We start from the raw sequence: 19,954 nt of genomic DNA, 5'->3' as shown, positions 1-19,954 counted from the left end.
CTGTGGCGCGGAGGCTCGCATAGCCGACGCGCACCTGCTAGGTTGCGGATGTTTTGTGGTCGTGTAACACCGGTCTGTCAGGACCGGCACGTTGGTCAAGCGTGCGAGCCGGAGAGGGCACCGTGGACGAAGTGCTGGCGCGGGCCGCGATATTCCGGGGTGTCGACCCCGAAGCCGTGGCAGCATTGTCCGGCCAGCTGCAGGAGGTCTCGTTCCGCCGCGGCCACAAGGTGTTCACCGAAGGCGAGCTGGGCGACAAGCTCTACATCATCACGGCGGGCACGGTGAAGGTCGGCTGCAGCGCACCCGACGGACGCGAGAGCCTGCTGACACTGATGGGCCCGTCCGACATGTTCGGCGAGCTGGCCATCTTCGACCCCGGACCTCGCACGTCGACCGTGAGCGCGTTGACCCAGGTGAAGACCGTGACCATGGATCGCGACGCGCTGCGGTTCTGGATCGCCGAGCGACCGGAGATCACCGAGCAGCTGCTGCGGGTCCTGGCCCGCCGGCTGCGTCGCACCAACGACACACTGTGTGACCTCATCTTCACCGACGTCCCGGGCCGGGTGGCCAAACAACTCCTGGACCTGGCGCGGCGCTTCGGCACCCAGCAGGGCCAGACCTTGCGGGTGGATCACGGACTGACGCAGGAGGAGATCGCCCAGCTCGCGGGTTCGTCCCGGGAGACGATCAACAAGGCGCTGTCGGAGTTCGTCCAGCGCGGCTGGATCGAACAACGCGGCAAGACCGTCGTCATCAACGATCCGGCCGCACTGGCACGGCGCGCCAGCCGCTGACGTCACGCAGGAAGTGTCATCGCGGTCACCGCGAAGGCCAGGCCAGCGACTTTCTTGCTAGACTGCGGTAGCCGGGTCCGAGCAAGCAGATTCTCAGACCGTCACTTCTTCTCCTGAGATTCCGCCGGTACGCGGTGTTTCCTTTCTCCGGTTTCCGTGTTGGACAGACAGCGCGTGACGTTCGGACAGGATGCCGCCACCGATCTCCCCTGAGACCTGTGCGGCAATGACAGCTTCAACATGACAGCTTCAACCTGAACGGATCACTCGTATGCGCGACTTCACCTGCCCCAAATGCGGGCAACACCTGGCATTCGAGAATTCACTGTGCCTGTCCTGCGGGAGCCCCCTGGGGTACTCGTTCGAGAAGGGGACGCTGGTGATCGCCGACGGCAGCGGCCCGAACGGACGTGCTGACCTCACCCACTACCGTCGGTGCGCGAATTTCGGTATTGCGCAGTGCAATTGGCTTGTCGATTCCTCCGACGCCGCGGGCCGGGCGACCGACCTGTGCGCGTCGTGCCGACTGACACGAACCCGTCCGAGCGATGCCGACGTGGTCGGCATGACCGCATTCGCAGTGGCAGAGAACGCCAAACGCCGCCTGGTCGCGGAGCTCCACGAATTGAGATTGCCGATCGTCGGACGGGATCAGGACCCGGCCTTCGGGTTGGCCTTCGACCTCCTGTCGAGCACCTACGAGGATGTTGTCACCGGCCACGAGGACGGCGTCATCACGCTGGATCTCGCCGAGAGCGACGACGTGCGCCGTGAGCAGTTGCGCGTCGAGTTGGACGAGCCCTACCGAACTCTGCTCGGCCACTTTCGCCACGAGACGGGGCACGCCTACTTCCATCGTCTCGTCGGCGCCTGGATCCCTCGTCGCGCGCAATTCATCGAACTGTTCGGCGATCCCGACGCCGACTATCAGGCTGCGCTCGACCGCCACTATCAGGGCGGACCGCCCACGAACTGGTCCGGCCAGTACGTGTCGTCGTATGCCACCATGCACCCCTCCGAGGACTGGGCGGAGACCTTCGCCCACTATCTGCACATCCGGGACACCCTGGATACCGCTGCGTCCTTCGGGCTGGCTCCCGCGGCGGCGAAGTTCGATCTGGTGCATCTGGGCCCCAGCCGCTTCGACACCCTCATCGGCATGTGGCTGCCGCTGGCATGGTCGCTGAACATGATCAACCGGTCCATGGGGCGCGCCGACCTGTACCCGTTCGTGCTCGCGCACCCGGTGCTGGAGAAGATGCGCTTCGTGCACACGGTGATCGACGCCGCGGCCGAGTACGGCACGGCGCATCTCGGGACCGGGACGCACCGCAGCGCCTGAGGTCACTCCGGTCGGTGGCGACGCCCTCTCGATGGCGTCGTCGGCCCGAGCCCGACGAGGGGCAGGAACACCGCATCCACGATCTCCTCGATGGCGTCATCGGTCAGGGGGGCCAGCGTGAACAGCACGTCGTGACGCATCAGGTCGGTGGGTAGCTGTGCCACGCGGCCCGTGATCTGGCCGGCGCGGATCTCGCCACGCGCGACGGCGCGGGCGATGAGTTCGTCCATGGTGGAGCCGCGCTCACCCTCCAGCGCGTCGCGCAGATCGGCGATGTTGGTGCCGGTGTCGCGGTAGAAGCCACCGAGCCGGGTGATGGCGGTGACAGCGAGGTGGCCCCGCTGGCTGTTGGCCTGCCGTAACAGGCTGATCACGTCGCCGCGCAGACTGCCGGTGTCCGGCACGACGAGCGGATCCCTGTTGATCGCAGCGATCAACGCGGCATGCACCAGTTCCGGCTTTCCCGGCCAGCGCCGGTACAGCACCGCGCGACTGGTGCGGGCCCTGGCAGCAACGCCATCGACGGTGAAGTCGTCGTAACCGCGCTCGGTCAATTCGTCCCACGCCGCGTCCAGAAGCGCGTTCTCCAGCGCCTGGCCGCGGCGACGCTGCGGGGCGGAATCGGGAATAAGAGACATTGCGTTTCCTAAGGCTGATCGCTACCGTGCATTAGATACACACTGGATCCTATCTTCAGAGAGGCCGACAGATGCGCATTCTGGTTTCGGGCGCGGGCATGGCCGGGCTGTCCGCAGGCATCAATCTGGGCAACGCCGGGCATGACGTCTCCATCGTCGAACGCGCACAACACCTTCGGGTCAACGGTTCACCGATCGACATCCGTGGCGAGTCACTGGCGGTCGCCGAACAGATGGGCATCCTCGATGACATCCGGGCCCGGCAGGTCGACATGTCGGCCCGCACATGCTTCATCGATGGGGACGGCGACCGGGTGGCTGATCTACCGATCGCGGAGATCAACGATTCGACCGGAGACACCGAGATTCCCCGAGAGGACCTGGCGCACGTGCTGTGCAATGCCCTGGGGCCGTCCGCAGCGTTGACGTTCGGAGAGTCCATCGCCGAGCTTCGCGATGACGGCTGCGGCGTCGACGTCGTGTTCACGTCTGGAGCGCGTTCCCGCTACGACCTCGTGGTGGGCGCCGATGGTCTGCACTCTGCCACGCGCCGGCTCGTCTTCGGGCCCGAGCGGCAGTACCTACGCCATCTCGGCTTCTACATCGCGCTGGCGGCATTGCCGCACCACCACCCGACCGGTTCCCCGAACCCGATCTACAACTTTCCCGGGCACATGGCCGGGGTGGTCACCTATCGCGACGTGGCGCTGGCGGTGTTGAGCTTCCGCTCACCATGGATCGACTACGACTACCGGGATCTCGAAGCGCAGAAGCGCATCCTCGACGACGAATTCGGCAGACACGGCCGCTGGCGGGTGCGCGAACTGCTCGACGCGGCGCGCCGAGACCCGGAACTGTACTTCGACTCCGTGAGCCAGATCGACATGCCGTCGTGGCATCGCGGAAGAGTCGTCCTCGTCGGCGACGCGGCCCACTGCGCATCCCCCTTATCCGGACGTGGAACCAGTCTGGCCATCACCGGAACATGGCTGCTGACACAGGCTTTGGTGGACAACGCCGACGATCTCGACGCAGCGTTCGCCCAGTATGAGCGGGATCAGCGCCCGCACGTCGCGTACGCACAGGCCACGGTGGGGCCCGGCGGGGATCTGTTGATTCCCGCCACCCAGGAGGCCATCGATGCGCGCAATCAGGGGCTTGCGCACGCGGGCTGAGTTCTGACATCAGCGGCGGCGCCGATTTGTCGGTGTTCGAATGTATGTTCGAAGTATGTCGGGGAACGACGTGCAAGCCGCGGTGACGGCGTTGCGTGCCGCCTTCGACGACGTCGCCGCCTGCGGGATCGACTTGCTGACCCGCCCCGAACTCCTCGCCGCCCTCGATGACCTCGAAACCCTCTGGTGTCAGCTGCCCTCGGTGAGCCACCGCATGCTGGCCCGCCTGCAGACCGAGACCACCCCGCAGCAGATGGGCGCCAAATCCTGGAAAGAAGTCCTCACCGTCCGCTGGCGCATCTCCACCCGCGAAGCCCACCGCCGGCTCACCGAGGCCGCCCTGCTGGCCCCCCGACAAGCCCTCACCGGCCCGTCGCTGCCACCGGCGCTGCCCGCCACCGCTGCAGCCCAGGCCCACGGGCTGATCACCGGCGAACACGTCGAGGTCATCCGCAAAGCCGTCGACAAGCTGCCCGGATTCGTCGACACAGCCACCCGCGAAAAGTTCGAAATCGACCTGGTCCGTACCGCGGTCGGCGTCGGTCCCAAAGAACTCAAAGACTCCGCCGAACTCACCCTGTTCCTGCTCGACCAGGACGGGCCGGAACCCGATGACACCGAACGCGCCCGCAAACGCGGACTGACCAAACGCAAGCAACGCCCCGATGCGATGACCGACCTCACTGCGACACTGACCCCCGAAGCGTGGGCGGTGTGGGAAGTGATCTTCGCCAAATACGCCGCCCCCGGTATGTGCAATCCCGACGACCCCGAACCCTGCACCTCAGGCACACCGTCGCAAGCCCAGATCGACAACGACCACCGCAGTCTGGCCCAGCGTCAACACGACGCCATGGTCGCTGTCGGTCGCATCGCCCTGATGAGCGGCGAACTCGGGCAACTCAACGGGCTGCCCGTCTCGGTCATCATCCGCACCACGCTGCAAGACTTGGAATCTCGCGCCGGGGTCGGTGTCACCGGCGGCGGCACCGTCGTGCCGATCAGCGACGTGGTCCGGATGGCCGGCCACGCCAACCACCACCTCGCGGTCTTCGACGGTGCCACCGGATCGGCCCTGGACCTGTTCCGCTCCAAGCGAGTCGCCTCCCCGGCACAACGGATCATGCTGATCGCCCGTGATGGCGGGTGCACCAAACCGGGCTGCACCGTCGGCGCCTACGGCTCCCAAGCCCACCACGTCGTCGCTGACTGGGCCGCCGGCGGCAACACAAACGTCAACGAGCTCGGCCTCGCCTGCGGACCCGACAACCGAAGCGTCACCGACGGCGGCTGGTCCACCCGCATGAACGACCTCAGCGAGGTCGAATGGACCCCACCCCCGCACCTGGAAACGGGCCAGGCGCGGCTCAACTACTACCACCGCCCCGAACGGCTGTTACGTCCACCCGACGAAGCGGAACCGCAGGGCCCCAACACCACTGGGTCGACCGAACACACCGACGAAGGCAAGATCGGCGATGCCGAGCCGGCCGTCACACCAGCAATCGATGACACCGACGAACCCGGCGGACCCGCACCCCCCGACAACCGAGCGGCCTGACGGCCGCCCCCCACACCACACACCGGAACCCGGGAACGACACAGTGACCTGGGTCGGCGCGCACGGTGGCCGAGCGCCGCCGTACTGCGGAATGGCCTGCGCCGGAATGGCTTGCGCGGCAATTGTGTTGAACTCGACGACGCATCACGCGCGGACCGCTGCAGGGCCGGCTACAGCCGCAGGCCGAGGGAGACGAATTGGCGCAGGTACAGGACGACATCACCGACGGGCTTGAATGGCCGCGCTGCCCGGTGTCCACGCGATCGGGTTCGTGCTCGTTCAGCGACGACCCCGGCAACTGTTCGATGATGAGACATTGTCGGAACAAGATGTTGTGGCGGTGGCTGACGAGGCCACGTGGGCCTGACGGCATGTAGAGATGAGCGGTCGGCGTCCGCTGGCCGCATCGCGATGCCTGAGTTTTACTTGTTGCCGGAAGCTGACGAACAGACAGTTTCCGCTGGCGAGGCAGCCGGCGAGCCACAATGCGCGAAAGCACTTTCCCTGAGGCTGGAGGCTCCTTTGAGTACTCGCAATCCTGTCGTCGAGTCCGCAGCCGGAAGGTTCCTCGGCCTGCAGGATGGTTCTGTCGCAAAGTTCTTGGGCCTCCCGTACGCGGAACCGCCGGTGGATGACCTGCGGTTCGCGTTGCCCAAGCCGGCGGCGCCCCTTGGGGAGTTCCACGCCACGGCCTTCGGTCCCACACCGCCCGCGTCGATGGAACTTCCGGCTCCGTTCACGTACCCCGAGATCGAGGGTGACGGGTGGCTGAGCCTCAACGTATGGACACCGGCCCCGATGGCGGAGGGCGCGAAGCTGCCGGTGTACGTCTGGTTCTATGGCGGATCGTTCGCGATGGGCAACACCGCACAGGACATCTTCGACGGCTCGACATTCGCGCGAGACGGTGTCGTGTACGTCTCCGCGAATTACCGGGTGGGCATCGAGGGTTTCACGCACTTCCCAGACGCGCCGGACAACCGCGGACTCCACGATCAAATCCTGGCGCTGCAATGGGTTCAGGACAATATTGCCCAGTTCGGCGGCGACCCCGATCGAGTGACGATCGGTGGTGAGTCGGCCGGTTCGATGAGCGTCTCGACCTTGGCCACCACACGGTTCGCCGGGACACTGTTTCAGCAGGTGATCTGCGAGTCGGGAATCGGCATCGCCTTCACGCTGGAAGAAGCGGCGAAGGCAACGGGCTTCGTCGCTGCGGCCCTGCACAAGTTACCGACCGCGAAGTCAGTCAGTGCGGTCGAGGCACGAGACGCAGGCAAAAAGGTCGCGGAGAAGCTCCGCAAGCTGAGCCCCCACAACATCCTGACGGTGTTCGCGCCGGTGATCGACGGGGATCTCCTGCATGAAACCCCGGTGAAGTCGCTGTCCGAGCGACCAGCACCCGTGACGATGATCATCGGCCACAACAAGAACGAAGCCGACTTCTGGCGGGTGTTCGGAGAGTTCGCACCGAGCGACGGAGCGCTGGACGCGCTGGTGCTGGCGCTGACGCCGTTTCGGGCCAAGCGTGACTTGATCCAGACCTACGTGGATGCGTATGGCGACACGTTGTCCAAGCAGGACATCTTCGTCGAATTCGTCTCCGACGCAGCATTTTGCGCACCGAGCCTGGCAGCGCAGCGTGGGCAGGGGACCAACTGCTATGCGTACCTGTTCACGTGGCCGAGCAGTATCCACAGCAAGACCGCGCTACACACGCTCGATCTCGGGTTCGCGTTCGATAACGTCGACGCCCCGGGGTTCATTGCCTACGCAGGCCCGGACGCGCCACAATCGCTCGCCGACGAGATCCACGGCAGCTGGGTGCGGTTCATCACAACCGGCGTACCAGAGGATGATTGGAAACCGTATTCATCGGAGGCGGACATCCGGGTCTTCGGCCCGCCAGGTCGGCGCAATATCGAGGTGCTGTCTGCCTGGAAGTACTGAGGACCCCCGACGACCACGCAGCGCTCCACCAATTCGCTCACCCGTAGGCGGGATAGCGTTTCTCCCAGATGGCGAGCTGCTCCATGCGGTGTCCGCGCGCAATCCCGATCTCGGGGCCGAGCAGCATCGTCGACCCGCCCACTCCGTCATAGTGTTCCCAGGGCTCTCCCCCGCGGACGAAATCCAGCCACAGCCCCTGGAGTCCGTCTGACATGTGGCGCGCCGCGTCGCCGTCACCGGCCAGCGCGGGCGCAGCATCCAGGTTGCCGAAGAGCAAGGGCAGGCACGAATCGTGACACGCCCCGAGTCCGGCACGCGGAGAGGGCCACTGCAGTTCGTAGCGGAACACCGCGCTGCCGCGCTCGGCATGCGCCCGGACGAATTGCTCGGTGGGCGCGGTGAAGTGGTAGTCGGTGACCATTGCGCTGGCGACATCGCGAAGCGTGCGGTGGTCGGCGCGGTACGTCTCCACCACCGCGCCCGCGTCGTGGCCATCCCCGGCGAGTGCATGTGCTCTGTCACGCACATACTGCTCGGTGAAGATGCCCTCGTCGAGCGCCGCGTCGAAGATCCGCCACTCGTCGCGCGTCGTTCCGGCGAGGATGGGGATCGCCGGCATGTCGCGCGTTCTCGCGACCACCAACGGATGCTCGGCGATGACGTCGCCGTCGACGCAGGGATGGAACGGGCCCTGCGGCGGCACGAAACCAGTGTCGATGCCGCGTTGTGCAGCAAGGATTTCCGCCACATCCGGTTCATCATCACGCGCGAACGCACCGGTTGACACGAGCTGGCCGGCCACGGCCGCGGCGGCCTCCGTGGAGCGCACGCGCTCCAGTCCGCCGCTTTGCAGGATCACGCGGTCGAAGAGGTTGCACCCGCCGGCGAGCAACGCCGTAATCGCGATCGCACCGGAGGATTGGCCCACCACCGTGACGGCGCCCGGGTCGCCGCCGAAAGCGGCGATTTCGCCGCGCACCCACTGCAGCGCGTGTCTCTGGTCGCGCAGTGTCAGGTTGGTGGAGTCGGCCCCGTGCAAGCCCGGCGCATAGAGCGCACCCAGCACGCCGAGCCGGAAGTTCACGGTCACCACCACGATGTCGCCCCGGCGGGCGAGCCGCGAACCGTCGAGGAGCGGAGCGGATCCGTGACCCTGCGTCTGCCCACCGCCGTGCAGGAAGACCAGTACGGGCCTGCGGTTGTCGTCGGCGGCCGGCGTCCAGATGTTGAGCGTGAGGCAGTCCTCGCTCATGGTGAGGCCGCGCTTGGCCAGCCGCCCGGCCGATATGTCCTGCGGGGCGATCGGCCCGAATGCGAGTGCGTCGCGTACGCCGGCCCAACCCGCCATGGGTTGTGGAGGGCGCCAACGACGCTCGTCCGTCGGCGGCGCGGCATAGGGCACGCCGCGAAAGACGACGACGTCGCCGGTGGCGTCGCCGCACAGCGCTCCGTACGAGGTGTGCGCGACTGCGGTCATGTGCGCGTCAGGGGGTACTGCGTCGCCATCTCACCGTTGAGCACCCGGGTCAGAAAGTCGCGGCCTTTGACGCTCACCACCTCCACGCGAAGTCCGCTCCGCGGGTCGCGCAGGAACGCCACCCCGGCACCCGTGCGCTCCAACTCCCAACCCTCGTCCTGCAGCCGTGCGGCGTCGTCGCGCCAGCGCTGTGCGTAGTAACCGACGTGGTGCATGCCGCCGAGCTTCGGTTCGGCGAAGATCGAGTCGGCGGCAGCGACCACCTCGATCAGCTCCAGGTACGGCGGGCCGGACATGGAGAACGCGATGCGCACAGTCTGGTCGTCCGCGGAGCCGTCCGGGCCGACGAAGCCGCTGCGCATCTCGAACGGAGGTGCCCACGTGATCTGCAGGGCATCGCCGAGTGTGTGCATGGCCGGCAACAGATCTGGAACGAGATGACCCACGTGGTAGACGTTGTCGAAGGCCGACGCGGCGAGCGTCTCGAGTGTCGGGTCCATGTCAGATCCTGTACCTGCGGCGGATGGCGTCGAAGCGGGCGTGCAGTTGCCCGGCGCGCTCCGCGGGCGTGACGCGTCGGGTGTCGGCCGACAGGACGGTGCTCAGATCGTCGGCGGAGACGACAGCGGTGCTGACCTCAGGCAGCTGCCGACTTCCGATGACACGCATCGTGAGGTAGCCCTCGCTGAAGTGTTGGGTGTCGATCCAATTGTGTACGCCGGGATCGTTGTGGGCCATCACCATTCGCACGCGGCCGTCGGCGTCGATCGCCGATCTGCTCGGCGTGTAGCTCACCGGCCGATACAGGTAATCCATGCTGTTCCAGAACGCGCCCATGTTCGTCAGCATCCAGAACTCGCCGTCGTCGGGAAACTCGACGATCAACGCTTCGTCCGGTCCCAGACGCCACGGCATGGTGACGATGAGCCTGCCGCGGCGGGCATCGCGCTGCTCCGCCGTGCCTGCGAAGCGCGCGCCGGGAAATACGTTGGGCTCGGGCTCGCCGAACAACGAACCGATCTGCAGTTCGCGGTCGGGCCAGTCCGCCATCGTCCCGGTGAGGAAGTCGCCGGCCCACCGCATCGACGCGATGAGATCCTGCGGTGTCGGGACGGGACGCGGCTCGTCCATGTCGATGCGCTCGATGCTGAACTGCGCCGAACGTTCCGACCACGAGTCGAAGCCCTGCCGCATGAAGAGCTTGCGCGAACCCGGCGTCGTCGGAAGCCAATTCGGGGCACGCCGTTCACCACCGACGTAGAGGACGAAGCTGCCATCGGGCTCGGTCTCCAGGTCGTCGCCGGTGATGTTCGCCTCGGGAGTGTCGCCGAACGGCTCGTGCAGGTTCGGATGGTCGGCGCCGTAGTACACGTCCTTCTCGGGGCGCGGCCCCTGGACCGTGAAGTTGATGAATCGCGCCGTACCTCGGTTGCCCTCGATCCGATACGTCGAGGTGCCGTCGATCCACGCCTGCAGATAGACGAAGTCGGCGTTGTCGCCGCCGAGCTTGCGGCTCGGCCCGCAGAACGGATGGATCATCGGATAGCGGGTGTTCTTGGTCTCCAGAGCCAGGTCGTAGGCCTGCCCGAGGTTCTGCGTCAGGTAGCGGAAGGCGTCGGCACGCTGCGGGGCGTTGGCCGGTGAGGTGTCCTTGAACGCGAGATCACCGGCCGCCTTGAGCCGGTCACAGAAGTCGTGCCAGGCCGTGCGCAGCGCCTCGTCGTCCGCGCTGTCACCGAAGGCCATCAGTGCCTCGTCTCGATGTCGATGCCGAATCGCTCTCGGTAGGCGGCGAATTCGTCATGCAGCTGCTGCACGGGAACCGGAAGGACATCGGTGGAGTAGGTGAACTTGCCGTACCGGTCGCTGCGATTGGTGTCGAGGTAGGCGCGCATCGCCTTCTCGGCGTCGGCCGTCAGGGACAGTCCGGCGAAATCGTAGAAGCCGCCGATGGTGGCGACCGGGTCGCTGACGAAGTCCCGGTAGCGGACGTGGTGGATGCGCGGGTCATCCACGTACGGGTCGGTGAGGTACGCGTGGAAGTTGGTCCGCGAGCCCTCGATCGTGTCCTCGGCGTACTGCGTCCAGTCCAGCCTCCCGGCAAGGCTCTCGTTGATCTGTCCGAACGCCACGATCTGCGAGGCCAGTACCTGCACGGGGTCGCGGTGAACCCAGACGATCCGGGCGTCGGGATAGCTGTCGAACAGCGCTCGCAGACGACGGCCATGAAAGCCCTTGAGCACCCAGCGCTTCTGCGTGCGGCTGTGCTGAATGTGCTGCAGCATCATGCGATGCAGGGCGTACTGCGCGTGGTGGTCCTGCGGAAAGTTCTGAATCGTCATGGGGACTCGCCACCAGGCGCTCGGGTTGGTGGCGCGGAAGTCGAAGGCCCACGTGCGTTCACACTCGGGCAGCCCGGCTCCGAGCAGGTCGTTGTACGGGTGGCTGACGATCCACGGCGGAATGCGGTCCAGGATCTCCCGCCAGTCGGCGTCGGCCTGCGTGCGGCGCGGGTCGTCGACGTCGGCCGGTCCGGGTGGTGGCGACGGATACATGACCTCCCAGAAGCGCAGTGCGCGTGAACCTTCGTCCTCGGCGAGCAGGGCATGCAGCAGCGTCGTCCCCGACCGCGGCTCACCGGTGGCGAAGAGTGGGGCCGTGATCTGTTCTGCCGCAAGGGGTAGGCGCCCACGATCGGCGACGAAACTCAGGCGGCTCGTCAGCAGTCCGTCGATCGTGCGTGCGGCCGCCCGCGAACCTGTGTCGTCGAGTTCGGCGCTGTTCAGCCTGTCGACGACCAGCGCCACCCGCGCAGGCAGCGTGTCATCACCGAAGTCGCTGAGTCCGGTCGATTCCTGCGCGTCGGCGACCAGGGTGTCCGCGTCCAACATCGTCATGACGTGCTTCCTGTGATCTGCAGCAAGGCATCCTCGACCTCGCGAACTTTGCGCGCCGACTCCGCGGCGTACCCCTGCCCGGCCCTTCCGCTGTAGTCGAGCACCGACACGACCCGCGCACCCGCCTCGCCGAACTCGGCGATCTGCCGGGCGACTTGCTTCGGCGTGCCATGAGGGACGACGGACAGGATCGCGTCCGGGTCCACCTCCTCGAACAGCCGGACCAGTCTGTCGCGGGTGAGCACGCGCGGGTCGATGTCCTGGATCCCACGCCAGTGCTCCCCCATCGGATGGCGGTGACCGGTGGCCGCCAGTGCGTCGGCCGTCAGCTGCAGCACCAGCGACTTCACCAGCGGACGTCGCAGAATCTCGCTCAGCTCGTCCGGCTCGCCGACGAGGCACACCACCATCTTGGCCGGCGTGATCGCCTGCGGATCGCGTCCGGCCCGTTCGGCCGCCTCCCGAATGTGGGCCAGCTGAACGGCATAGGTCTGCGGCCCGGCACTGCCCGTCGGCCACCAGCCGTCGCCGAGTTCACCGACGAGCCGAAGCATGCGGGGGCCGTTGGCCCCGAGCCAGATCGGGGGCGGCCCGGTGTGATGCAGCTCGGCGTCCAGACGGGCGTGCTCCAGCGTGAAGAACTGCCCGGTGAAGTCGGTCGGTCCGTCAGTGTCCCAGAGCAGTCGGATCAGGCGGAGAGCCTCGGCGAACCGGCTCACCGTGCGGTGGTCGTCGAAGCCGTAGGGAGCCAGATTCTCGCGCTCGCCGGCACCGAGGCCCAGGATGAACCTGCCGTCCGAGAGGTGGCTCAGGGTCAATGCCGACTGCGCCAGCATCACGGGGTGGCGGCGGACGGTGTCGAGAACGCTTGTCGCGAGCCGCGTTCGTGTCGTGCGAGCCGCGACGGCACCGGCGAGGGTGAGGGCATCCAGGTGGCGATGCGGCGATGGCGACGCGTGCGCGAGGTCGGTGAACTCGGGTGTCCAGATCGAGTCCGGCCAGAAGCTCACGAGGTGATCCGGCATCCACAGGGAGTGGTAGCGGCCACCATCGAGGGCGGGTAGCCCGCTGAGGTCGAGCGGCAGTGTCGTTCGGATGAACGCGGCCAGCTCCAAGGGCATGCAGCGGAAGCTACACCGAGGACGGCGGCTACGTCAGCGAAATGCTGTGCATCTGCTCAGCATCACTGTCGAGGTTGCCCGACACCGGTCTACGGGGTCAGCCCGCCGTGATCGCCTCACCGGTGACCGCGACCGACCTGCCCTCCAGCGGTCGCGTGGCGGGTCCGTTGGCAACGGTGCCGTCGAGGTTGAACTTGCTCCCGTGGCAGGGGCAGTTGATGGTTCCGTCGGACACGTCGGCGAGTGCGCAGCCTGCGTGGGTGCACACGGCGGAGAATGCCCGGAACACCCCCGGCGTGGGCTGGGTGACGACGACGTCGTCGACGATGACCCCCGACCCCACCGGAATGTCCGTCGTCACTGCGACCGGGGTGCCTGACACGGCGGGCGGAACAGTCTGAGCCGCAGTGGTGTTGGCGTCGGAGCCGGCGGCCGGCTGCCCATATCCGGCGCACGCAGAAGCGCCGAAGGCGATACCGGCCAGGCCCGCCGAGACGACGAACTGCTGCCGGGTGAGGTGGAGCTCAATGTCTGTCATGACGAATTCCTTTGGGTGAAAGCTCAGAGTGTGAGGCCGTTGAGCTGGAAGAACCACAGTGCCGAGGTCAGCCACACATAGACCAGGGTGAAGAACAGGACGCCACCGGCGACTGGAATCACCCAGCCCGCCAGGCCTTTACGAGTCAGCAGGACCATCTTCGTGACGAAGGCACCGTAGAAGAAGCATCCGAACAACGAGTGGAACAGCACGCGGGTGTCAGGGCCGGCGAACCCGAGCGCATAAAGGCAGTGCACGGCGACGGGAACGCTGGCCAACACCGCCAACCGACCGGACCACACATGCGCGGGCACGATCCACACTGGGAAGCGACCCTTGGGCATGAGCCGGTACATGACCAGGGCCGAACCCATCTGGAAGAGGGCGAAGACCACCGACAACGTCGCTAACCATGATTTGACAGCCGTCGGGCTGGAAAAGCCGGCCACGTTGATGGCGAAGAACGCCGGCTCGTGCACTCGCCCGAAGACTCCGAGGCCCACGGCGACGAACGCTCCCGCCGTGACGGCGGCGATCAACCCGAGACTGCCGCGGGAGGCCTGCGCGCGCAGCGGAGTGGTTTCGGCGGCGACCTCAGTTCGCATAGCCGGCACCGACCTGTGCCGCGTCGAACTTCCAGCTGCGGTCCCCGACCCATAACGTTCCGACGATCGACCCGTTGCGGAGCTGCCCGTCCAGCCGGTCGGCCCCGGCGTTGCCGGTGAGGCGGACTGCACCGTCGATGGCGGGACCGGACAGCCAGGTCTCGATTCCGGCGTTGTCGCACGCATAGGCCTTGGCGGTACGACCGTCGACGGTGATGTCGACGCTCAGGACGCGTCCTCGGACCGGTATTGACGCGACATACTTTGCCTGTGCGGGAAACGTTTGCGGGGCCGGGATCGCCGACGGCGCGGGCGGTGCGGTGACTGCGGTGGCCACCGAGGTGTCCGCGATCTGCGGGGGCGGCGCCACCGGCGTCTGGGACACGTTTGCGAGCCACAACCCGACGCCGACAAGGCCGACCGTTGCCATGGTGGCGACGGGGCCGATCACTCTCCGTGTAGTCATGGCACCGATGATTCGGGGAAGCCCGACGCAGTACTTGGAGAGTGGAGAGAGATTGCATGGAGAACTGCGAGAGAGTTCATCACCACGAGGCCGTCACGAACTGAGGGACCTCAGCGTCCACGACTATCCGTGCAGTAGCGGGGACCCCATCACCGCGTCGCTAGGTTTCAGAGCGAAAATACGGTTCAACCGTGCCGCTGAGCTTGATGACCATGGGATTTCCGCGACGATCCTTCGCGGTGGGCACTTCGACACGCACCCAGCCCTCGGCCACGTCGTACTCGTGGACATTGGTTTTCTCGACGCCGTTGAACCGGATGCCCACGTCGCGCAGGAGCGCCTCTTCGCTGTAGAACGGGCTGTTCGGATCTATGGAGAGGTGATTGGGCGGAACGTCGGTGACCTGATCCTCGGACATGATGGCTTTCGTCGAGTGCTGCGTCGGCCTGAATTGCCTGTTTCCTGGTGGAGCTAAGGGGATTCGAACCCCTGACCCCCACACTGCCAGTGTGGTGCGCTACCAACTGCGCCATAGCCCCTTGTTGTGCTCATCGAAGTTACACCACGAGTGGTGGGGCTTCAAAATCGCTGGTCACGGCACTTCTCCTCCGGCCTCGGGTCCCAGCGGACGAGCCTGCGTGTGCTCCGCGGACGGTCGCGGCCGGGTCTCCGGGGCGAACACCCACCCCACCGCGGCGATGGCCAGGATGATGCCGCTGATCAGGAACGCCCACCCGTAGGACGTGTACTGCGCGATCAAACCGACCAGCAGTGATCCGCCGATCGAGCCGAAGTCGGCCATCATCTGGAACGTCGCGACCGCCGTCCCGCCGCGTGACTTATTGCCCACCACGTCGGCGACGGCGGCCTGTTGCGGCGAGACGAAGATCCCGGTCGCCGCGCCGGCGACATAGGCGGCCGCCAGGAACACCGGGAAGGACGTCGTGAACCCCACCAGCGCCGTCGACACCGCCGCCAGCGCCAGCCCGAAGATCAGCAGCTTGCGACGGCCCAGACGATCGGACAGATAACCGCTGGGGATCACGACCGAGATGTTGCCCACCGCGAACGCCGTCAGCGCCAGACCCGCCGCGCCGGGACCGCGGCCCAGCACCTCCACCACGAACAGCGGCACCAGCGCGATGCGCAACCCGAAGGACGCCCACCCCGTCGCGAAGTTGGAGAACAGCGCGGCGCGATACGCCGCGTGCCGGAACACCGCCCGGAACGGCACCGGCGCATTCACCTCCTCGTCGGCGGCCCCGATCACGACGGAGTTGCGCAGACTGACGAACACGACGGTTGCGGCCACCAGCAGCGCGACCCCGTAGATCAGGAACGGCGCGGCCAGGCCGAGGCCCACGGTCAGCGTCCCGAGGATGGGCCCGCCCACCGAGCCGATCATGAAGCCCGACGAGAACAGTCCGGCGACGCGACCACGCGCGTCGGGGGGCGAGATCCGGATCATCAAACCCAGCGACGACACGGTGAACATCGCCGACCCGACTCCGCCGAGAGAGCGGAACAGCAAGAGCTGCCAATAAGTTTCGGCGAACGCACAGACCGCCGTGGACACCGCGACGATCAGCAGGCCGCTGATGTAGACCGGCCGCTCCCCCCATCGCTGGACGAGCAACCCGGCCGGCGGCGCCCCGACCAGCCGCATGACGGCAAACGCGGTGATGACGAACGTCGCCGCGGCGATGCTGACACCGAAGTGGCGCGCATACTGCGGCAGTACCGGGGCCACCACGCCGTAGCCGAGCGCGACCACCACGTTGGCGACGACCAGTACCCAGACTTCCCGCGGAAGCCGCTGCTTTGTCGCCTTCGAACAATCGCCCTCCGTGGTCGAACTCAAGCGATGACCTTGTTGACCACGTCGCGCGCCGCCTCCTGCACCTCGGCGAGATGCTCAGCGCCGCGGAATGATTCGGCGTAGATCTTGTAGACGTCCTCGGTACCGGACGGACGCGCCGCGAACCACGCGTTCTCCGTCGTCACCTTGAGCCCACCGAGGGCCGCACCGTTGCCGGGCGCGGTGGTCAGCTTCGCGGTGATCGGCTCCCCCGCCAGCTCGGTCGCGGTCACCTGCTCCGGTGAAAGCTTGGCCAGCCGCGCCTTCTGCTCACGGTTGGCCGGAGCATCGATGCGCGCATACGTGGGCGCACCGTACGTCTCGGCCAGCTCGGCATACCGTTGCGACGGCGTCGAACCCGTGACAGCCAGAATCTCCGACGCCAGCAGCGCCAGGATGAGGCCGTCCTTGTCGGTGGTCCACACCGAGCCGTCCCGGCGCAGGAACGACGCCCCGGCGCTCTCCTCGCCGCCGAAGCCGATGGCGCCACCGATCAATCCGTCGACGAACCACTTGAAGCCCACCGGGACTTCGACCAGCTTGCGCCCCAGTCCGCCGACCACCCGGTCGATGATCGATGAACTCACCGCCGTTTTGCCGACCGCGGTGTCGCCGGACCACTCCGGGCGGTGGGAGAACAGATAGTCGATCGCCACCGCGAGGTAGTGGTTCGGGTTGAGCAGGCCGCCGTCGGGGGTGACGATGCCATGGCGGTCGGAGTCGGCGTCGTTGCCGGTGGCGATCTGGTACGAGTCGCGATTGGCGATTAGCGAGGCCATCGCGTTCGGCGAGCTGCAGTCCATCCGGATCTTGCCGTCGGTGTCGAGCGTCATGAACCGCCACGTAGCGTCGACGAGCGGGTTGACGACGGTCAGGTTCAGGTTGTGCTGTTCGGCGATCGCACCCCAGTAGTCGACGCTGGCGCCGCCCAGCGGGTCCGCGCCGATCCGGATGCCTTCGGCGCTGATCGCGTGGATGTCGACGACGTTGGGTAAGTCGGCGACGTACGCGTTCAGGTAGTCGTGACGCTGCACGGTGCCGAGAGCGCGTGCCAGCGGAACCCGTTTGACGCCCTTGAGGCCGTCGCGCAGCAGTTCGTTGGCCCGCTTGGCGATGACACCGGTGGCGTCGGTGTCGGCGGGTCCGCCGTTGGGCGGGTTGTACTTGAACCCGCCGTCGCGGGGCGGGTTGTGCGACGGGGTCACGACGATGCCGTCGGCCAGCGCGGTGTCACGGCCTCGGTTGAACGCCAGGATCGCATGGCTGACCGCGGGGGTCGGGGTGTACCGATCCGCCGTATCGATCATGGCGACAACATCATTGGCAGCCAGCACCTCCAGCGCCGACACCCAGGCCGGTTCGGACAGCGCATGGGTGTCCCGTCCGATGAACAGTGGGCCGGTGGTCCCCTGCGCGGCCCGGTACTCGACGATGGCCTGCGTCGTGGCCAGGATGTGGGCTTCGTTGAACGCCGCGTCCACACTGGATCCGCGATGACCGGAGGTGCCGAAGGCCACCTGCTGGTCCACGTTGTCGGGGTCAGGATCGACGGCGTAATACGCCGTCACGACCTGCGCCACGTCGATGAGATCGTCGGGTTGAGCCACCTGGCCTGCACGCGGATTCGCCATGGTGTTGATTCTGCTCCCTCCCCCTCCCCCACAGCACGCCTGGGATGGGCATACTTTTCACCCATGGCGCTCGACCGGCGGGAACTGGCCGCGGTGTTCGCCGGCGGCGCGGTCGGCACCCTCGCGCGCGCCGGTTTCGAAGAGCTCGCCGCACCCGATCCCGGACACTGGCCGTGGCCCACCTTCGTCGTCAACATCGTCGGCGCGTTCCTGCTGGGCGTGTTCGTCACCCGGCTGCTGGAGCGGCTACCACTGTCGAGCTATCGGCGGCCGTTTCTGGGCACCGGCATCTGCGGCGGTCTGACCACGTTCTCCACCATGCAGGTCGAGACGCTCAAGATGATCGAGCACAGCCACTACGGCCTCGCGGTGGGATACCTCGCCGCAAGCATCGCTGCGGGGCTGGTCGCGGTGTACCTGGGGACGGCGCTGGTGCGCCGGGTCAGGCTGGTCCGCCCCGGACGCCGAGAGCAGTACATCTGATGAGCACGGTGCTGGTCTGGGTGGGAGTGTGCGCCCTGGGGGGCCTGGGCGCCGTCTGCCGCCTGACCGTCGACAAGGCGATATCCCGGCGGACGTCCGGATCGTTTCCGTACGGCACCCTCGTGGTCAACACCAGCGGGGCGCTGCTGCTCGGGTTCTTCGCCGGCCTGGCCCTTCCTCCGCACGTCGCGCTGCTGGCCGGGACCGGGTTCGTCGGCTCCTACACGACGTTCTCCACGTGGATGTTCGAGACGCACCGCCTGGCCGAGGAACGTCAACTCTGGTCGGCGCTGGGCAACATTGCGCTCAGCGTCGTTCTCGGCCTCTCGGCTGCGCTGCTGGGCCAGACGGTGGGTGCGTGGGTATGACCGAGATCCTGACGATGACGACGTACTTCGCCGAGCGCCAGCGCAGCGGCGACCGATTCCTCGCCGAGGCGCTTCTGGATCTGTTCGCGGACCGGGGCGTGGCCACCAGCGTGATGCTGCGCGGTATCGCCAGCTTCGGACCGGCCAACGTGACGCGCAGCGACCGGTCGCTGAGCCTGTCCGAAGATCCACCGGTGACCATCGCCGCGGTCGACACCGCCGAACGGATCACCGCAATCGCCGACGAGGCGTCCCATCTCGTCGGGCGCGGCGTCATCACGCTGGAGCGCAGCCGCGTGCTGCCCGCCGGGCTGACCGAGACCGGCGACTCGGTCCGGCTGTCACTGCACATCGGCCGCCGACACCGCGTCGCGGGCGCTCCCGGTTATGTGGCGGTGTGCGAGGTGCTGCACCGTCGTGGCTTCGCCCGCGCCGACGTCTACCTCGGCGTCGACGGCACGGTAGGGGGTCAGCGCCGACGCGCTCGGTTCTTCAGCCGCAACGCCGATGTACCGCTGTCGATCGTCGGCATCGGGACCGGCGGTCAGGCAGCGGCAGCTCTCGACGAGCTGCAGACGATGTTCCCCGACGCGCTGTTCACGATCGGTCCGGTCACGGTGTGTAAAGACAACGGCCACACCCTGGCCGACCCGGCCTCCGCACCCGGCGGGTTCCAGAAACTGGTCGTGCACACCTCAGAAGCGTCCCGGTATCAGGATCAGCCCATCCATCGTGCGGTGATCCAGCGATTGAAGGACTCCGACCATGCCAGCGGCGCCACCGTGTTGCGCGCGATCTGGGGCTTCCACGGCACCGAGCACCCGCAGGGTGACCGGTTCCTCCAGGTGGTCCGCCACGTTCCGGTGACGACGGTGATCCTCGACACCGCGCCCAACATCGCCGCGACCTACCGCATCATCGCCGAACTGACCGAGCGCGAGGGGCTGGTCTCCGTCGAGTCGCTGCAGGGAATGCTGGAGATCCACGCCGGACAGCGGCTCGGCACCCTCGATTTGTGAGGGTAGCCTAGCTTTAGCTGAGCAG

At 66.9% G+C, this 19,954-nt stretch carries 20 protein-coding genes and 1 tRNA gene; 8 read left to right on the top strand and 13 right to left on the bottom strand.

The features are described from left to right. Positions 1 to 122 precede the first annotated feature (122 nt). Positions 123 to 800 (top strand): Crp/Fnr family transcriptional regulator, encoded by a 678-nt coding sequence (locus EL337_RS08965; RefSeq protein WP_048634645.1) that lies wholly within the window; start codon positions 123 to 125, stop codon positions 798 to 800. 271 nt (positions 801 to 1,071) lie between these two features. Then, complete coding sequence (locus tag EL337_RS08960; protein ID WP_048634577.1) at positions 1,072 to 2,142, top strand: zinc-binding metallopeptidase family protein; 1,071 nt, start codon at positions 1,072 to 1,074, stop codon at positions 2,140 to 2,142. 2 nt (positions 2,143 to 2,144) lie between these two features. Here the strand turns inward: EL337_RS08960 and EL337_RS08955 are convergent, their stop codons facing one another. Next, positions 2,145 to 2,780 (bottom strand): TetR/AcrR family transcriptional regulator, encoded by a 636-nt coding sequence (locus EL337_RS08955; protein ID WP_197724210.1) that lies wholly within the window; start codon positions 2,778 to 2,780, stop codon positions 2,145 to 2,147. Positions 2,781 to 2,851: 71 nt separating this feature from the next. On the opposite strand from EL337_RS08955, the gene EL337_RS08950 reads away from it, so the two are divergent. From EL337_RS08950 to EL337_RS08940, 3 genes are all read left to right on the top strand, one after another. Continuing rightward, positions 2,852 to 3,955, top strand: a complete 1,104-nt coding sequence (locus EL337_RS08950; RefSeq protein WP_048634576.1) for an FAD-dependent monooxygenase — start codon at positions 2,852 to 2,854, stop codon at positions 3,953 to 3,955. A gap of 40 nt (positions 3,956 to 3,995) precedes the next feature. Further along, positions 3,996 to 5,516: an HNH endonuclease signature motif containing protein gene (locus tag EL337_RS08945; RefSeq protein WP_048634575.1), complete on the top strand. Its 1,521-nt coding sequence runs from the start codon at positions 3,996 to 3,998 to the stop codon at positions 5,514 to 5,516. Between the two features lie 357 nt (positions 5,517 to 5,873). Further along, the gene (locus tag EL337_RS08940) at positions 5,874 to 7,466 is read left to right on the top strand and encodes a carboxylesterase/lipase family protein (protein WP_126316545.1); all 1,593 of its coding nucleotides are present in this window, start codon (positions 5,874 to 5,876) and stop codon (positions 7,464 to 7,466) included. Positions 7,467 to 7,503: 37 nt separating this feature from the next. Here EL337_RS08940 and EL337_RS08935 read toward each other — a convergent pair whose 3' ends face one another. The 12 genes from EL337_RS08935 to pgm form a co-directional block, all read right to left on the bottom strand. After that, positions 7,504 to 8,943 carry a carboxylesterase/lipase family protein gene (locus EL337_RS08935; protein WP_048634573.1) on the bottom strand — a complete coding sequence of 480 codons (1,440 nt, stop codon included), beginning with the start codon at positions 8,941 to 8,943 and terminating at the stop codon, positions 7,504 to 7,506. Further along, complete coding sequence (locus EL337_RS08930) at positions 8,940 to 9,443, bottom strand: VOC family protein (protein ID WP_048634572.1); 504 nt, start codon at positions 9,441 to 9,443, stop codon at positions 8,940 to 8,942. Before EL337_RS08930 ends, EL337_RS08935 begins: the two co-directional genes overlap by 4 nt. A 1-nt stretch (position 9,444) precedes the next feature. Continuing rightward, positions 9,445 to 10,689 carry a DUF1214 domain-containing protein gene (locus EL337_RS08925; RefSeq protein ID WP_048634571.1) on the bottom strand — a complete coding sequence of 415 codons (1,245 nt, stop codon included), beginning with the start codon at positions 10,687 to 10,689 and terminating at the stop codon, positions 9,445 to 9,447. After that, positions 10,689 to 11,840 (bottom strand): sulfotransferase family protein, encoded by a 1,152-nt coding sequence (locus EL337_RS08920; protein ID WP_048634570.1) that lies wholly within the window; start codon positions 11,838 to 11,840, stop codon positions 10,689 to 10,691. Before EL337_RS08920 ends, EL337_RS08925 begins: the two co-directional genes overlap by 1 nt. Beyond that, the gene (locus EL337_RS08915; RefSeq protein WP_048634569.1) at positions 11,837 to 12,961 is read right to left on the bottom strand and encodes an LLM class flavin-dependent oxidoreductase; all 1,125 of its coding nucleotides are present in this window, start codon (positions 12,959 to 12,961) and stop codon (positions 11,837 to 11,839) included. The genes EL337_RS08920 and EL337_RS08915 overlap by 4 nt, the downstream gene beginning before the upstream one ends. 97 nt (positions 12,962 to 13,058) lie before the next feature. Further along, positions 13,059 to 13,499 carry a QcrA and Rieske domain-containing protein gene (locus EL337_RS08910; protein WP_048634568.1) on the bottom strand — a complete coding sequence of 147 codons (441 nt, stop codon included), beginning with the start codon at positions 13,497 to 13,499 and terminating at the stop codon, positions 13,059 to 13,061. A 23-nt stretch (positions 13,500 to 13,522) separates the two neighbouring features. After that, positions 13,523 to 14,104 (bottom strand): DUF6529 family protein, encoded by a 582-nt coding sequence (locus EL337_RS08905; protein ID WP_048634567.1) that lies wholly within the window; start codon positions 14,102 to 14,104, stop codon positions 13,523 to 13,525. Then, positions 14,094 to 14,570 carry a hypothetical protein gene (locus tag EL337_RS08900; protein ID WP_126316543.1) on the bottom strand — a complete coding sequence of 159 codons (477 nt, stop codon included), beginning with the start codon at positions 14,568 to 14,570 and terminating at the stop codon, positions 14,094 to 14,096. Before EL337_RS08900 ends, EL337_RS08905 begins: the two co-directional genes overlap by 11 nt. A 160-nt stretch (positions 14,571 to 14,730) precedes the next feature. Continuing rightward, positions 14,731 to 14,988, bottom strand: coding sequence for a DUF3297 family protein (locus EL337_RS08895; protein ID WP_048634566.1), 258 nt, complete (start codon positions 14,986 to 14,988; stop codon positions 14,731 to 14,733). A 45-nt stretch (positions 14,989 to 15,033) separates the two neighbouring features. Further along, positions 15,034 to 15,109: transfer RNA gene (locus EL337_RS08890), tRNA-Ala, on the bottom strand. 53 nt (positions 15,110 to 15,162) lie between these two features. Next, positions 15,163 to 16,431, bottom strand: a complete 1,269-nt coding sequence (locus tag EL337_RS08885; protein ID WP_048634565.1) for an MFS transporter — start codon at positions 16,429 to 16,431, stop codon at positions 15,163 to 15,165. Next, positions 16,428 to 18,059, bottom strand: coding sequence for a phosphoglucomutase (alpha-D-glucose-1,6-bisphosphate-dependent) (pgm, locus tag EL337_RS08880; RefSeq protein WP_048634564.1), 1,632 nt, complete (start codon positions 18,057 to 18,059; stop codon positions 16,428 to 16,430). The genes EL337_RS08885 and pgm overlap by 4 nt, the downstream gene beginning before the upstream one ends. Before the next feature lie 63 nt (positions 18,060 to 18,122). Between pgm and crcB (EL337_RS08875) the strand changes: the two genes are divergently transcribed. From crcB (EL337_RS08875) to EL337_RS08865, 3 genes are read left to right on the top strand one after another with little or no spacing between them, the layout of a single operon-like run. Continuing rightward, complete coding sequence (crcB, locus tag EL337_RS08875) at positions 18,123 to 18,542, top strand: fluoride efflux transporter CrcB (RefSeq protein WP_048634563.1); 420 nt, start codon at positions 18,123 to 18,125, stop codon at positions 18,540 to 18,542. After that, a complete protein-coding gene (gene crcB / locus EL337_RS08870; RefSeq protein WP_048634562.1) occupies positions 18,542 to 18,910 on the top strand; it encodes a fluoride efflux transporter CrcB in 369 nt (122 codons plus the stop codon). Before crcB (EL337_RS08875) ends, crcB (EL337_RS08870) begins: the two co-directional genes overlap by 1 nt. Then, on the top strand, positions 18,907 to 19,929 hold the full coding sequence (locus EL337_RS08865) for a putative PII-like signaling protein (protein ID WP_048634561.1): 1,023 nt from the start codon (positions 18,907 to 18,909) through the stop codon (positions 19,927 to 19,929). Before crcB (EL337_RS08870) ends, EL337_RS08865 begins: the two co-directional genes overlap by 4 nt. Positions 19,930 to 19,954 lie beyond the last annotated feature (25 nt).

Origin of the sequence: Mycolicibacterium aurum (genome assembly GCF_900637195.1) — a bacterium.
GTDB classification, from domain to species: Bacteria; Actinomycetota; Actinomycetes; order Mycobacteriales; family Mycobacteriaceae; genus Mycobacterium; species Mycobacterium aurum.
This window is presented reverse-complemented; position numbering and strand designations above follow the sequence as displayed.